The sequence below is a fragment of the Streptomyces durocortorensis genome (assembly GCF_016901035.1).
GTDB classification, from domain to species: domain Bacteria; phylum Actinomycetota; class Actinomycetes; order Streptomycetales; family Streptomycetaceae; genus Streptomyces; species Streptomyces durocortorensis.
On sequence record NZ_JAFEUF010000103.1, the window covers coordinates 9,210 to 23,675 of the forward strand.

The window sequence follows — 14,466 nt, forward strand, 5'->3', positions numbered from 1 at the left end:
GCCCCGGCGCGTCACTCCCCCAAAATCGCGCCCTCATATTAGACACCCCTCTTAAAAAAAACCAAATCCCCCCGGCCCCCCCCCGGGGGGGGGGCCCCCCCCGGGGGCCCCCCCCCCCGCGCCTTTCCCGCAAGAGAACGCCGTGAATTCCGGGGCCCGCCCCGGACCCGCGATGGAAGGTCAGCCACGTGTCTGCCGCTGATACCAAGGCCGTCGGGCCGCCGGTGCCCGTACCACCCGACCCGCAGGCGATCGGGAAGTCGTCCCACGACGACGATGCGCCCCGGGTACAGAAGAGGAAGCGGAAGAAGGGTGAACTCCTCCCCTACCTCCTGATCCTCCCGGCGATCGTGGCGATCGCCGCCGTCTACATCTACCCGCTCAGCAAGACCGTCATCATGTCCTTCCAGGACATGGGCCGTCGTGAGCTGTGGTCGGGGGAGCCGGCCCCCTGGGTCGGCTTCGAGCAGTTCACGAACATCCTCGGGGACTCCGAGTTCTGGTGGGTCACCTTCCGCACGATCGTCTTCATGGCGATCTGCGTGACGCTGACCATGGGCATCGGGCTGCTGGTCGCCCTGCTCATGCGCAAGCTCTCCACCTGGGTCCGGCTGGTGCTCACCGCCTGCCTCATCGCCGCCTGGTCGATGCCGCTGATGGTCGCCGCCTCGATCTTCCGCTTCATGGCCGACTCCGACTACGGCCTGATCAACACCCTGATCGCCAAGGTGGCCGGCGAGGACTGGCTCGGACACAACTGGTACCTCAACCCCATCCAGGGCTTCGGCATCATCACGCTGCTGGTCGTCTGGGGCGCCATCCCGTTCGTCGTCGTCACCCTGTACGCCGCGCTCACCCAGGTCCCACAGGAGCTGGAGGAGGCCGCCGCCCTTGACGGCGCCAGCGCCTTCGGCGTCTACAGGTTCGTCACCTGGCCGGTCATCAAGCCGGTCTTCACCATGGTCGCCACCCTCTCGGTGATCTGGGACTTCAACGTCTTCGGCCAGATCTGGCTGCTGCGCGGCAACAAGCCCGAGCCGGAGTACGAGACCCTCGGCCTCTACTCCTACTCCAAGGCGTTCGAGTCCACCTCCTTCAGTCAGGGCTCCGCCATCGCTCTGATCACGGTGCTGCTGCTGTCCGGCGTGGCCGTGTACTACCTGCGCCAGCTCATGAAGACGGGAGAGGTCGAATGAGCAGCTCGACCCAGACGACACAGGCGCTGCGGCCCGACCGGAAGAAGAGCCGGCTCCACCTGGACATCATCGGCCTCGGCATCGCCGTGGTCATGGTCTTCCCGGTCTATTGGCTGATCATCAGCGCCCTGCGGCCCAACCACGAGATCCGCAGTTACGACCAGACCCTGTGGCCCACGTCGATCACCTTCGACAACTTCGTCCGGGCCACCGAGCAGCAGAACTTCGTCACCGCCATCCAGTCCAGCCTGATCGTCGCGGTCACCGCGGTGGTCGGCGGCATGATCATCGCGACGCTGGCGGCCCTGGCGATCGGCCGGTTCCGGTTCTTCGGCCGCAAGGCCCTGGTCCTGATCATGATCCTGGTCCAGATGCTGCCGCCGACGGCGATGCTCATCCCCATCTACGCCCAGCTCAACGCGATGGGCGGCGTCGACGAGTACTGGGGCCTGATCGTCGTCTACCTCGTCTCCACGCTGCCCTTCGCCACCATCATGATCCGCGGCTTCGTCGTGAACATCCCGGTGGAGCTGGAGGAGTCCGCGATGGTGGACGGCTGCACCCGCTTCCAGGCCTTCCGCCGGGTGATCTTCCCGCTGCTCGCCCCCGGGCTCGCCGCCGCGTCGATCTTCGCCCTGGTGAACGCGTGGAACGAGTACCTCTTCGCGTACATCCTGATCAACGACAACTCCAAGTACACGCTGAACGTCTGGCTGATGACGTTCACGACCGAGCGCGGAACGGACTACGGCGCCCTCATGGCCGCATCGACCATGATCGCCCTCCCCGTCGTCGTGTTCTTCATGATCATCCAGAAGAAGATGGCCGCAGGCCTCACTTCCGGCGCCGTGAAGGGATAGTGCGGGCCCATGACCACCCTCGTCTCCACCACGGACACGGTGACGCGCGACGCGCTCGCCGTGCTCCAGCCCGGATTCACCGGCACCACCGCACCGGACTGGCTGCTGCGCCGCGTCGGTGAGGGCCTCGCCTCCGTGGGCCTGTTCGGCCGCAACATCACCTCGCCCGAGCAGCTCACCGCGCTCACCGCACGGCTGCGCGCCGAGCGGGACGACGTCCTCGTCGCCATCGACGAGGAGGGCGGGGACGTGACCCGCCTGGAGGTCACGCACGGCTCGTCGTTCCCCGGCAACTTCGCGCTCGGTTCGGTGGACGACGTCCACCTCACCCGGGCCGTCGCCCAGGAGCTCGGCCGCCGGCTCGCCGAGTGCGGCGTCAACCTCAACTGGGCGCCGTCCGCCGACGTCAACTCCAACCCGGGCAACCCGGTCATCGGCGTACGCTCCTTCGGCGCCGACACCCGGCTGGCCGCCCGGCACACCGCCGCGTACATCGAGGGGCTCCAGGCGGCCGGCGTCGCCGCCTGCACCAAGCACTTCCCCGGACACGGCGACACCGCGGTCGACTCGCACCTCGCGATGCCCCGCATCGATGTGGACCTCGACACCTTGCACGCCCGTGAGCTGGTGCCCTTCCGGGCAGCCATCGCAGCGGGTTCCAAATCGGTGATGAGCGCGCATATCCTGCTTCCCGCACTCGATCCGGACCGCCCGGCGACCCTGAGCCCGCAGATCCTCACCGGTCTGCTGCGCCAGGAGCTGGGCTACGACGGCCTGATCGTCACGGACGCCGTGGAGATGGACGCCATCGCCGGTACGTACGGCATCGAGCGCGGGTCCGTCCTCGCCCTCGCGGCGGGCGCCGACGCCATCTGTGTGGGCGGCGGCCTGGCCGACGAGGAGACGGTGCTGCGGCTGCGCGACGCCCTCGTCGCGGCCGTGCGCAGCGGGGAACTGACCGAGGAGCGGCTCGCCGACGCGGCCGCCCGTGTACGAGCCCTGGCGTCCTGGACGCAGAGGGCCCGGGGGGATGTCCCGGAGCCGGGCGCGGCAGTGCAGGAGGGGACCGCGCCCGGCACCGGAGTCAGCCCCGACATCGGCCTGATCGCCGCCCGCCGCGCGGTCCGGGTGACCGGCTCCGGCGACCGGCTGACCGAGCCGGCGTACGTCGCCTCGTTCGGCGCGGAGGCGAACATCGCGGTCGGCGACGAGACCCCGTGGGGCATCGCCGCCGAGCTGGAGCGGATCCTGCCCGGCACCGGCACGGACACCTACACCGAGGAGTCCACTGCCCCGGCGGACGCGATCCTGGCTGCGGCGGGGGAGCGGCGCGTCGTCGCCGTCGTTCGCGACGAGCACCGGCACGCCTGGATGGGCGCGGCGCTCGACGCCCTGCTGACGGCCCGCCCGGACACGGTCGTGGTCGAGATGGGCCTGCCCCAGTCGACCCCGAGGGGATCGCTGTACCTGGCCACCCACGGCGCGGCAAGGGTCTGCGGAGTGGCAGCAGCGGAAGCCCTGACGAGGGCGTAGATCAAGCCCGTCCGGCGTTTGAGGACAAGGCCTGGGCCGGCGAAATTCAAGCCCGTCCGGCGATCGAGGACAAAGCCTCCCGCCGGACGGGCTGCACCATGTCCGCACCGCACACCGCACGGCAGAGGGCCGGGACACCGCAACAGCGTCCCGGCCCTCCGCCGTAACGGGGCGAGGGGCGAAGCCCTACAGCCCCTGCCACCCCGGCTTCGCCGCATACGTGGCCCGGAAGTAGTCCGCCAGCTTCAGCTTCGACGCCGCCGCCTCGTCCACCACCACCGTCGCGTGCGGATGCAGCTGGAGCGCGGACGCCGGCACGATCGAGGCGACCGGTCCCTCCACGGTCTGGGCCACCGCCTCCGCCTTGCCCTCACCGGTGGCCAGCAGAATCGGGTGCCGGGCGTCCAGGATCGTCCCGATGCCCTGCGTGATCACGTGGTGCGGCACCTGTGCGATGTCGTCGTCGAAGAAGCGCGCGTTGTCCACCCGGGTCTGCTCGGTCAGCGTCTTGATCCGGGTACGCGAGGCGAGCGAGGAGCACGGCTCGTTGAAGCCGATGTGCCCGTCCGTGCCGATGCCCAGCAGCTGGAGGTCGACGCCGCCCGCCTCCGCCAGCGCCCGGTCGTACGCCTCGCAGGCCGCCTGGACGTCCTCGGCCGAGCCGTCGGGGCCCATGAAGGAGGCCTCGGAGAGCCCGAGCGGCTCGACGACCTCGCGCAGCACCACGGAGCGGTACGACTCCGGGTGGCCCGCGGGCAGCCCGACGTACTCGTCGAGCTGGCAGATCCGGGCACGCGAGGCGTCGACGGCCCCGGAGGCGACCTTGGCCGCCAGCGCGCGGTAGATGGGCAGCGGGGTCGAGCCGGTGGCAACGCCGAGCAGGGCGTCGGGCTTGCGGGCGAGCAGTGCGGCGATGGCCTCCGCGATCAGTTCGCCGCCTGCCGCGGCGTCCGGGACGATGACAACTTCCACGCTGTGCCTGCCGATCTGACTAGGGGAGGAGGTGGTATAGACCAATCAAACTCCAATTTAGCAGAATCGGGCAGCCGTACGGAGAAGAGTCCACGCACCCGCGGCCCCCATCCCGCCCCGGCCCGCTGGCGGCCCGTGGAATTGCCTGGTCGACTTGTCCGGTACGGCGACACCGCAGCCGACAGCGCAGGGAGGCCCCCACATGTCCGCCACCCCTCCGGCCGGCCGGAGCGGCCAGGGCGACGAGCCCGGCCGCATCATGTCCGGCGAGATGGCCGAGCAGCCCGCGATGCTGCGGCGCATCCTCGAACAGGGCGCGCCCCGCATCCAGGAGGTCGCGGCCGAGATCGCCGCCCGGAAGCCCCGGTTCGTGCTGCTCACGGCGCGGGGTACGTCGGACAACGCCGCCCTGTACGCCAAGTACCTGCTGGAGATCCGCCTCGGCCTGCCCTGCGGCCTCGCTTCGATGTCGACCACGACGGCGTACGGGGCCAAGCCCGATCTGCGGGACGTGCTGGTCGTCACCGTCAGCCAGTCGGGCGGCTCACCGGACCTGGTGGCCTCCACGCGGGCCGCCCGGGAGGCCGGGGCCGTCACCCTCGCCGTCACCAACAACCCGGACTCCGCGCTCGCCGCCGTGTCCGAGTACCACATCGACATCCTGGCCGGCCCGGAGAAGGCGCTCCCGGCCACCAAGACGTACACCGCCTCCCTGCTCTCCCTGTACCTCTTCGTGGAGGGCCTGGCCGGCAACGACGGCACGGCCGCCGCCGCGGGCCTGCCCGACCTCGCGGGCGCGGTCCTGGGCCGCCGGGCCGAGGTCAAGGCGCTGGCCGCCCGCTACCGCTTCGCCGGCCGCATGGTGATCACCTCGCGCGGCTACGGCTATCCCACGGCCAAGGAAGCGGCCCTGAAGCTCATGGAGACCAGCTACATCCCCGCCCTCTCCTACTCCGGGGCGGATCTGCTGCACGGCCCGCTGGCGATGGTCGACAACGTCTCGCCGGTGATCGCCGTGGTCACCGACGGCCGGGGCGGCGAGGCCCTCCAGCCGGTCCTGGACCGGCTGCGCGGCCGCGGCGCGGACCTCTTCGTGGTCGGCCCCAAGGCGCAGGTGGAGGCGGCGTCGGCCGGCTTCTCGCTGCCCACGGCGGGCGTTTTGGAGGAGTTGCAGCCGATCCTGGAGATCCTGCCGCTGCAGATGCTGGCGTACGAGGTGACGATCGCCCGGGGCCAGGACCCGGACGCGCCCCGCGCCCTGGCCAAGGTCACCGAGACCCGCTGAGGGCCGGAGGCGACGGCGCCCCGGAGGCCGCGGCCCCGGAAAAACCCGCGGGCCGCGGCGCCAGGACAGGACCCTCAGCCCGCCCGGCACCGCAGCCCGGAGATACCTGGCCGGCGGTGTGCGGTGCCTCCGGCCACTTGAGGCACCGGCGCGGTCAGGGCAGAGAGCGCCGGGTGCCTCGGTCCACTCTCCTGTGCGGGGAGAGCGGAGGTCTTGATGAACATTGTGGACTAGACCAATACGCGTGTCCATCCGTGTGCACCACATTCTCGGGCCGACCGCCGAGCCTGTCCATCGTTGTACCCCACTGCACGGCTGATCGGGCCGCGTGGTTCGAACACCTTCGGTAACCCCAGGTACGCTCCACCCGTGCCCTCCATGAACGACCTCGTCCGCCAGCACACCGCTCTGAGCGACACCGACCTCGAGTGGCTCCACCTGCTGGTCTCGGAGTGGCAGCTGCTCTCCGACCTGTCCTTCGCCGACCTCGTGCTGTGGGTGCCCACCCGCGACGGCACGCGGTACGTCTCCGTCGCCCAGATGCGCCCCAACACCGGGCCCACCTCCTACCAGGACGACATGGTCGGCCACCTGGTGCCGCGCGGCCGCCGCCCGCTGCTGGACGCGGCCCTGGACGAGGGCCGAATCGTGCGCGAGGGCGATCCGGAGTGGCGCGAGGAGGTGCCCGTACGGGTCGAGTCCATCCCCGTACGCCGTGAGGGCCGGGTGCTCGGCGTTATCGCCCGCAACACCAACCTGCTCACCGTGCGCACCCCTTCCCGGCTGGAGCTCACCTACCTCCAGTCCGCCTCCGACCTGGCCCAGATGATCGCCGCCGGGTCCTTTCCCTTCCCCGGCCAGCAGGTCGACATGGACGCCTCCCCGCGCGTGGGCGACGGCCTGATCCGGCTCGACGCCGACGGGATCGTGCAGTACGCCAGCCCCAACGGCCTCTCCGCCTACCACCGCCTCGGCCTCGCCTCCGACCTGGTCGGCCACCACCTCGGCACCACCACCGCCGAACTGGCCCCGTCGCGGGGGCCGGTGGACGAGGCCCTGGTCAAGGTGGCCAGCGGTTACGCGCCCCGCGAGTTCGAGGTGGAGTGCGCGGGCGGGGTGATCCAGCTGCGGGCCATCCCGCTCAAGCCCAAGGGCGTCCGCATCGGCTCCCTGGTCCTCCTGCGGGACGTCACCGAACTGCGCCGCCGCGAGCGCGAGTTGATCACCAAGGACGCGACTATCCGGGAGATCCACCACCGGGTGAAGAACAACCTTCAGACGGTGGCCGCCCTGTTGCGCCTCCAGTCCCGCCGCATGGACTCAGAGCAGGGCCGCGAGGCCCTCAACGAGGCGGTCCGGCGCGTCGGTTCGATCGCCATCGTCCATGAGACGCTCTCCCAGAATCTGGACGAGCGGGTCGAGTTCGACGAGATCGCCGACCGCGTCATCGCGATGGTGTCGGAGATCTCTCCGGGCAAGGTGACCTGCCGGCGCACCGGACGCTTCGGCATCCTGGACGCCGAGGTCGCCACCCCGCTCTCCATGGTGCTGACCGAGGTGCTGCAGAACGCCCTGGAACACGCCTTCACCCTGGCCGACCACGGCACGGTCGAGGTCTCCGCCGTGCGCGGCGGATCACCCACCGAGGGGCGGCTGCTGATCACCGTCACCGACGACGGGCGCGGCCTGCCCGAGGGATTCGACCCGAAGCAGGCCGGCAACCTCGGGCTCCAGATCGTACGGACGCTGGTGGAGGGGGAGTTGGGCGGCACGTTCGGCATGATCCCGGCCCCCGGGCGCGGCACCCAGGTGGTGCTGGACCTCCCGGTGCAGGGTCTCAAGTAAACGAACGCGCACAGCGCGAGCGAACGCAGCGCCGAGCGCACACAGCAGAGCGGGGGGGGACCGTGGTAACGGTCCGGGCCCGCTCCGTGATGCTCACGTTGCGATGCGCTTCGGGGTACTGCGCGCTGCGACTCGAAGGCGGGGCTGTGCGTACGCTCTGTACGCGCCGCCGGGCTGAGGCTTGGTGCGGTTCTCGCTCAGGCGCTTGCGTTGCGCGCCCGGTTGCGAGCGGCGCGGCGCTTCATCGCGCGGCGCTCGTCCTCGCTGAGTCCGCCCCAGACGCCGGAGTCCTGGCCGGACTCGAGCGCCCACTGCAGGCACTGCTCCATGACGGGGCAGCGGCGGCAGACAGCCTTGGCTTCCTCGATCTGCAGCAGCGCAGGACCGGTGTTGCCGATGGGGAAGAAAAGCTCAGGGTCTTCCTCACGACAAACGGCGTTGTGACGCCAGTCCATGGCTGCTACCTCTCCTTGGTATTACACGCTTGTTGCTTGTGAATGTGAACGCTTTCACGAATCCCCCCGCAGATGACGGGCCGACTCCCAGATGGACTGGGTGTGGTCTGTGATGGTGAGGAGGGGTTCTGGCTCTCAGTGGAGGCCGGTGTTGCGGGCCGTCCCGATCGCCATGTAGAGATTCGCAAACCTCGGCGGCGGATACAACCCCTTCTGGAAAGTTTTTTTTGATTCCTCGGTGTCGACTAGGTCACAGCCGCACTTCTTAGGGGTGGGGGCCAGTCCAAACGTTCGAGTTAAAGGACTTTGGGCCCTTCCACTCACACAATCACACGCAGTGCACGGCGTACGCCTGTGAACGTCACGCTCGTACGCAGTCCCAGGTGGTCACCGTCCATCTGGAAGGGCAGTGGGACCTTTGAATGCAAGGTGAAGTCCGTGAGGTCATGCCGTGAAACAGCGTGCTTGCCGCGCGGCCCCTTCTCGGGGCTCGAAGTGAGCAGCTGGGTGCCGTACAGGGCCACCGCCGGGGTGGACAGACGCTTCAGTCCGAGGACGTCCAGCGCGGTGTCGAAGGAGGCCTTCGGCGAGGCGTACACCGGACGATTCCCCAGGTAGGTCCAGGGGGCGGTGTTGCAGATTATGGAGAGTGCGAGGTCGGTCACCGGGTCCTGGCCGGGCACGTCGAGCGTGATCGTCCCGTGTCTGCGGTGGGCCTCGTTCAGGAACTGCCGCACCACCTGGCGTACGTACAGGGCGTGCGTCGAACGCTTGCCGCCCTCGCGTTTCTGTTCGACCCGGCCGACGACTCCCGCGTCGAACCCGAGACCGGCGCAGAAAGTGAACCAGCGTTCGGGGACGGACTCGTCCTCGGTTCCCGGGGTGCCGGCCGCCAGGCCCAGACCAACCGTGCGTTCGGTCCGGTTCTCCAGGGCGTCCAGGATCGCGCCGGTCGCCTCCACCGCGTCGTTCGGCAGCCCGAGGGCGCGCGCGAAGACATTGGTGGATCCGCCGGGAACCACGGCGAGCTTCGGGAGGCTGTCCACGTCCGGGCCCCGGTGCAGCAGCCCGTTCACGACCTCGTTCACCGTGCCGTCGCCGCCGAGGGCGACCACCAGATCGATGTCGTCGCTGTCCGCGGCCCGCCGCCCCAGATCCCGTGCGTGCCCCCGGTACTCCGTGGTCACCGCATCCAGCTTCATCTCGCTGGCCAGCGCGTGGATGAGCACGTCACGGGTGCGGGCACTGGTGGTGGTAGCAGCTGGATTGACCACGAGGAGTGCGCGCATGACGGCCAGCCTACCTACCGGGTGGTTCGGAGCCGTAGTCCCGGTTCGCTGCGCTTCAGGCCCGTGACGGAGCGTGACGGGAAGCCCCGGCCCGCCGCCGAACGGGTGCGGCTCCCGCACACCCCGGCTTCACTTCCGGGCCCCGGGGATGCCAACCTGAAAGGCGTGAGCACTCAGCAGACACCGTCCACCCCGTCGCCCTCCACCGCGGAGCGCCCGACCAGGATCACCGTCCTCGCCGGGGTCAACGCCCTCGAAGGCGTGGCCCTCGCCGTCGGCGGGATCTACCTGCTGATCATGGGACTGCTCGGGAAGCTGGAGAGCACGCAGCAGGCGGAGACGGTCGGGGTCACCCTGGTCGCGCTCGGCGCCATCCCGCTGATCGCCGCCCGCGGACTGCTGCTGATGCGCAGCTGGAGCCGGGGGCCCGCGCTGATCACCCAGATCATGGCGCTGCCGGTGGCCTGGACGCTGCTGCGCTCGCAGGGTGCGCTGATCCCCACCGGAATCGCCCTGGCGGCGGTCGCCGTCACCGGCCTCGTGCTCATCCTGAACCCGGCGACCACCCAGGATCTGGGCATCCGCCGGGGGCCGAGGACGACCCCCGACGCCTGAGCCTCACGGCCCCGCTCGGCGCACCTCGGTTCACTCCTCGACGAGCAGGCGCTCGCGGAGCTGGGCCAGGGTGCGGGCCAGCAGCCGCGAGACGTGCATCTGCGAGATGCCGACCTCCTGGGCGATCTGCGACTGCGTCATGTTCCCGAAGAACCGCAGCAGCAGGATGCGCTTCTCGCGCGGCGGCAGGTCCTCCAGGAGCGGCTTGAGCGACTCCCGGTACTCCACGCCCTCCAGCGCCTCGTCCTCCGAGCCCAGCGTGTCCGCGACCGCCGGCGACTCGTCGTCCGTGTCCGGCACGTCCAGCGAGAGCGTGCTGTACGCGTTGGCCGACTCCAGGCCCTCCAGCACCTCCTCCTCGGAGATGCCGAGCCGCTCGGCCAGCTCGTGCACGGTGGGCGAACGGCCGTGCTGCTGGGAGAGCTCCGCGGTGGCCGTGGTCAGCGACAGGCGCAGCTCCTGGAGGCGGCGCGGCACCCGCACCGCCCAGCCCTTGTCCCGGAAGTGGCGCTTGATCTCGCCGACCACCGTCGGAGTGGCGTACGTCGAGAACTCCACGCCCCGGTCCGGGTCGAACCGGTCCACGGACTTGATCAGCCCGATCGTGGCGACCTGCGTCAGGTCGTCCAGCGGCTCCCCGCGGTTGCGGAAACGGCGGGCCAGGTGCTCCACCAGCGGCAGATGCATGCGCACCAGCCGGTTGCGCAGCTCGGCCTTCTCCGTGGAACCGTCGGGCAGCTCCCGCAGCTCGAAGAACAGGGCCCGCGCCCCGCTGCGGTCGTGTGGATCGTGGTGCCCGTGCTCGCTCATCTGGCCCGCCCGCTCTGCCTGCGACTGCTGCTCCACCGCGACGTCGATGCTCTCGGACCCGTCCGCTCCGTCCACCGGATGCGGCCGGGCCTGTTGCTCCGGGATGCCTGCCGGCCGCACCACCCCGGATCGGATCGTCTCGTCCCGCACAGGACCGTCCCCGTTCCCGTCGCTCACGCCGGCCCGGGGCCCGCGCCGCGCTGTTTGTAGAGGCTGATGCTGACCGTACGGTCGTCCGCGACCGTGGAGTCGACCTTGCCGGCCAGTGCGGAGAGCACCGTCCAGGCGAAGGTGTCGCGCTCGGGCGCCCGGCCGTCCGTTGTGGGCGCCGACACCGTCACTTCGAGGGAGTCGTCGACTAGACGGAAGACGCAGCTGAGGACGGATCCCGGCACGGCCTGCTGGAGCAGGATCGCGCAGGCCTCGTCGACCGCGATGCGGAGATCCTCGATCTCGTCGAGAGTGAAGTCCAAACGCGCTGCGAGACCGGCCGTGGCCGTTCGCAGCACCGACAGGTAGGCACCCGCAGCGGGCAGCCGGACTTCTACGAAGTCCTGATTCCCGGGCTCGCCTGCGATCTGGGACACCCTCACCTCCAAGGTGCACAAACTCTTTCGAGGTTCCGGGAAGGGTGGCCCGGAGCCATGCGGTCCGTCGACGGTTCTTCGGCTCGGCGACGTTATCGGATCCATGATGCCGTGTCGTACGGACCCCACACCTCGACCGTCACTCATGGTAACCCCATGAGTACGTACAGTGGCTAGGGGTCTGTGGCGTCCAATTGCGAAGAACCGGCGCCGCATTGACGTACCCAGGCCTCAGACGATCGAACCGTCCTCGAAGCACCAGCGCCAGCTCTCGCCCGGCTCGAAGCTCCGCATCACGGGGTGACCGGTCGCCCGGAAGTGTCCGGTGGCGTGCCGCAGCGGTGACGAATCGCAGCAGCCGACGTGCCCGCAGGTCAGGCAGAGCCGCAGCTGCACGGGGTGGGTGCCGGCCTCCAGGCACTCGGGACAGGTCTCGCCGAGCGGCACGGGCTCGGGGCGTGGCAGATCCGCTACATGCGCACACTCGCTCATGATGGGCAGGTTACGACGGACCGAGGGGACGGTGGGATGGACGCGCTGCCGCTGATCGCCCTGGTCGCCGTCAGTGCGGCGGTGGCCGGCGCGGCCCGCCGCACTCCGGTGCCCGCCCCGCTCGTGCTGGTCGCCGTGGGCCTCGTGGCCGGCTATCTGCCGGGCGTCCCGACGTACCACCTGGACGCGCACGTGGTGCTTCCGCTGCTGCTGCCGCCGTTGCTCCACACGGCGGCCCTGGACAGCTCCTACCTGGATCTGCGGGCCAACATCCGGCCGGTCGCCCTGCTCTCCGTGGGCTACACCCTCTTCGCCACCGTGGCGGTGGGCTGGCTCGCGTACCGGATCATCCCGGACCTGCCGCTGACCGCCGCGCTGGTCCTGGGGGCGGTCGTCGCCCCGCCGGACGCCGTGACGGCCGCCGCCATCGCCCGCCGGGTCGGGCTGCCCTCCCGGGTGACCACGATCCTCCAGGGCGAGTCGTTGGTGAACGACGCCACGGCGATCACCGCCTTCAGGGTGGCGCTCGCCGCCGCCGTGGGGGAGGGCATGAGCTGGGGCGAGGGGATCGCCGAATTCCTGCTGGCGGCGGTCGGTGGGGTCGGCGTCGGGCTGCTGCTGATGGTCCCGTTGCACTGGCTGCGCACCCATCTCAAGGAAGCGCTCCTCCAGAACACGCTGTCCCTCCTGATCCCCTTCGTGGCGTACGCGGCGGCCGAACGGGTGCACGCCTCCGGTGTCCTCGCCGTGGTCGTCGTCGCCCTCTACCTGGGCCACCGCTCCTGGCAGGTCGACTTCGCCACCCGTCTTCAGGAAGCGGCCGTCTGGAAGATGGTGGCGTTCGTCCTGGAGTCCGCGGTGTTCGCCCTGATCGGCCTCCAGTTGCCGTTCGTCCTGAAGGGGCTCGGCCCGTTCGGCGTCACCGAGGCCATCGGTTACGCGGTCATCGTCTTCCTGGCCGTCGTCGTGGTGCGCTTCGTCTGGGTCTATCCGGCCACCTATCTGCCCCGGTGGCTCTCCCGCCGGGTCCGGGAGCGCGAGCCCGGCACGGACTGGACCGCGCCGCTGATCGTGGGCTGGGCGGGGATGCGCGGCGTGGTCTCGCTCGCCGTCGCGTTCTCCATCCCCCTGGTCATGAACGACGGCGAACCGTTCCCGGCCCGCAGTCTGGTGCTGTTCCTGACCTTCACCACCGTCATCGGGACGCTCGTGATCCAGGGCCTCACACTGCCCGTACTCGTCCGCGTACTGAAGCTCCCCGGCCCCGATCCGCAGACCGTCACGCTCATCGAGGCGCAGGCCCAGAACGAGGCGTCCGAGGCGGCGGAAGCCCGGCTGGCGGAACTGCTCGACGACCCGCACAACAGCCTGCCGCCGCCGCTGGCCGACCGGCTGCGCAGCGTGCTGGAGCGCCGCCGCAACGCCGTCTGGGAACGCCTGGGGGCAGCCGACCCGGTCACCGGGGAATCGGCGGACGACACCTACCGGCGGCTGTCGCGGGAGATGATCGAGGCCGAGCGTGCGGTCTTCGTGCGGCTCCGGGACGAGCGGCGGATCGACGACGAGATGATGCGCACGCTGCTGCGCCGGCTGGACCTGGAGGAGGCGGCGGCCTACCGGGAGACGGACGAATCCTGACGGGACGGCGGGTCCGGGGCGCCGGTGATCACCGCGGCCACCCGGGTGCCCGGCGCGAACGCCTCCTCCTCGGCCAGCGCGGTCAGCGCGAACAGCAGCTTGGCGACGTAGACCCGCTCCACGGGCAGACCGTGCCGGTCCTCGAAACCGTCGGCGAAGGCCGTGAGCGCCGGGGTCGTACGGGCGTAGCCGCCGAGGACGAAGCGCTCCTCCAGCGACCAGCTCCCGGCCGGAGAGCCGAACGCCTCACGCTGGAGCCGCTCCACCTCCCGCGCCAGGAAACCGCCGCCGACCACCGGAACGCCCAGCGCCCGCTGTCCGGCGGTCAGCCCGGCGGCGAGACCGGCCAGGGTGCCGCCGGTCCCGCACGCCACGGCCGCCACATCCGCCTCTCCCGCCAACTCGCGTCCCAGCGCCGTACAGCCCTGTGCGGCCAGGGCGTTGCTGCCGCCCTCCGGGATGACCTCTACGTCCCCGAACAGGCTCAGCAGTCCCTCCAGGACCTCGGGGGAGGCCTTCGCCCGGTACGTCGTACGGTCCACGAAGTGCAGCCGCATGCCGTCGGCCGCGCACCGGGCGAGCGAGGGGTTGAGCGGCCGGTGCGCCAGCTCGTCACCGCGGACGACGCCGACCGTGGGAAACCCCAGCAGCCGCCCGGCCGCAGCGGTGGCCCGGAGGTGGTTGGAGTACGCGCCGCCGAAGGTGAGCACGGTGCGCCCGGCGGCCGCCTCCAGGTTGAGGGCGAGTTTGCGCCACTTGTTGCCCGGCAGATCGGGGTGGATCAGGTCGTCCCGCTTGAGGAGCAGCCGCACCCCGTGGCGCGCGAAGCGCTCGTCGTGGACCTCGTGCAGAGGGGAGGGGAGCCGGGGGCGCAGGAGGGCGTCGAGGC

14 protein-coding genes are annotated in these 14,466 nt (G+C 70.4%); 7 read left to right on the forward strand and 7 right to left on the reverse strand.

Annotation, left to right across the window (positions count from 1 at the left end; translation table 11 throughout):
• Window positions 1-188: 188 nt before the first annotated feature.
• From JS521_RS19880 to JS521_RS19890, 3 genes are read left to right on the forward strand one after another with little or no spacing between them, the layout of a single operon-like run.
• Window positions 189-1,196 carry a carbohydrate ABC transporter permease gene (locus tag JS521_RS19880; protein WP_205084323.1) on the forward strand — a complete coding sequence of 336 codons (1,008 nt, stop codon included), beginning with the start codon at window positions 189-191 and terminating at the stop codon, window positions 1,194-1,196.
• Window positions 1,193-2,056 (forward strand): carbohydrate ABC transporter permease, encoded by an 864-nt coding sequence (locus JS521_RS19885; RefSeq protein ID WP_205084324.1) that lies wholly within the window; start codon window positions 1,193-1,195, stop codon window positions 2,054-2,056. The genes JS521_RS19880 and JS521_RS19885 overlap by 4 nt, the downstream gene beginning before the upstream one ends.
• A 9-nt stretch (window positions 2,057-2,065) precedes the next feature.
• Window positions 2,066-3,589, forward strand: a complete 1,524-nt coding sequence (locus JS521_RS19890) for a glycoside hydrolase family 3 protein (RefSeq protein ID WP_205084325.1) — start codon at window positions 2,066-2,068, stop codon at window positions 3,587-3,589.
• Between the two features lie 186 nt (window positions 3,590-3,775).
• On the opposite strand, the gene nagB is transcribed toward JS521_RS19890, so the two are convergent.
• Complete coding sequence (gene nagB / locus JS521_RS19895; protein WP_205084326.1) at window positions 3,776-4,561, reverse strand: glucosamine-6-phosphate deaminase; 786 nt, start codon at window positions 4,559-4,561, stop codon at window positions 3,776-3,778.
• A 202-nt stretch (window positions 4,562-4,763) separates the two neighbouring features.
• Between nagB and JS521_RS19900 the strand changes: the two genes are divergently transcribed.
• Both JS521_RS19900 and JS521_RS19905 read left to right on the forward strand, forming a co-directional pair.
• A complete protein-coding gene (locus JS521_RS19900) occupies window positions 4,764-5,846 on the forward strand; it encodes an SIS domain-containing protein (protein WP_205084327.1) in 1,083 nt (360 codons plus the stop codon).
• 378 nt (window positions 5,847-6,224) lie between these two features.
• Window positions 6,225-7,691 (forward strand): sensor histidine kinase, encoded by a 1,467-nt coding sequence (locus JS521_RS19905; protein ID WP_205084334.1) that lies wholly within the window; start codon window positions 6,225-6,227, stop codon window positions 7,689-7,691.
• A gap of 197 nt (window positions 7,692-7,888) precedes the next feature.
• On the opposite strand, the gene JS521_RS19910 is transcribed toward JS521_RS19905, so the two are convergent.
• Window positions 7,889-8,146 carry a WhiB family transcriptional regulator gene (locus JS521_RS19910; RefSeq protein WP_003953983.1) on the reverse strand — a complete coding sequence of 86 codons (258 nt, stop codon included), beginning with the start codon at window positions 8,144-8,146 and terminating at the stop codon, window positions 7,889-7,891.
• Window positions 8,147-8,466: 320 nt separating this feature from the next.
• Window positions 8,467-9,435, reverse strand: a complete 969-nt coding sequence (locus JS521_RS19915) for a diacylglycerol/lipid kinase family protein (protein ID WP_205084328.1) — start codon at window positions 9,433-9,435, stop codon at window positions 8,467-8,469.
• Between the two features lie 165 nt (window positions 9,436-9,600).
• On the opposite strand from JS521_RS19915, the gene JS521_RS19920 reads away from it, so the two are divergent.
• Window positions 9,601-10,050, forward strand: coding sequence for a hypothetical protein (locus JS521_RS19920; RefSeq protein ID WP_205084329.1), 450 nt, complete (start codon window positions 9,601-9,603; stop codon window positions 10,048-10,050).
• Window positions 10,051-10,080: 30 nt separating this feature from the next.
• Here JS521_RS19920 and JS521_RS19925 read toward each other — a convergent pair whose 3' ends face one another.
• The 3 genes from JS521_RS19925 to JS521_RS19935 form a co-directional block, all read right to left on the reverse strand.
• Entirely contained in the window at window positions 10,081-11,010 is a 930-nt protein-coding gene (locus JS521_RS19925; RefSeq protein ID WP_205084330.1) for an RNA polymerase sigma factor SigF, read from the reverse strand.
• A 23-nt stretch (window positions 11,011-11,033) separates the two neighbouring features.
• Window positions 11,034-11,447 (reverse strand): ATP-binding protein, encoded by a 414-nt coding sequence (locus JS521_RS19930; RefSeq protein ID WP_003966375.1) that lies wholly within the window; start codon window positions 11,445-11,447, stop codon window positions 11,034-11,036.
• Between the two features lie 231 nt (window positions 11,448-11,678).
• Window positions 11,679-11,939, reverse strand: coding sequence for a UBP-type zinc finger domain-containing protein (locus tag JS521_RS19935; RefSeq protein ID WP_003966374.1), 261 nt, complete (start codon window positions 11,937-11,939; stop codon window positions 11,679-11,681).
• Between the two features lie 36 nt (window positions 11,940-11,975).
• Between JS521_RS19935 and JS521_RS19940 the strand changes: the two genes are divergently transcribed.
• A complete protein-coding gene (locus tag JS521_RS19940; RefSeq protein ID WP_205084331.1) occupies window positions 11,976-13,577 on the forward strand; it encodes a Na+/H+ antiporter in 1,602 nt (533 codons plus the stop codon).
• On the opposite strand, the gene JS521_RS19945 is transcribed toward JS521_RS19940, so the two are convergent.
• Window positions 13,553-14,466 (reverse strand): 1-aminocyclopropane-1-carboxylate deaminase/D-cysteine desulfhydrase (locus tag JS521_RS19945; protein WP_372448601.1); only part of this gene is annotated, 914 nt, incomplete at its 5' end. The genes JS521_RS19940 and JS521_RS19945 overlap by 25 nt on opposite strands.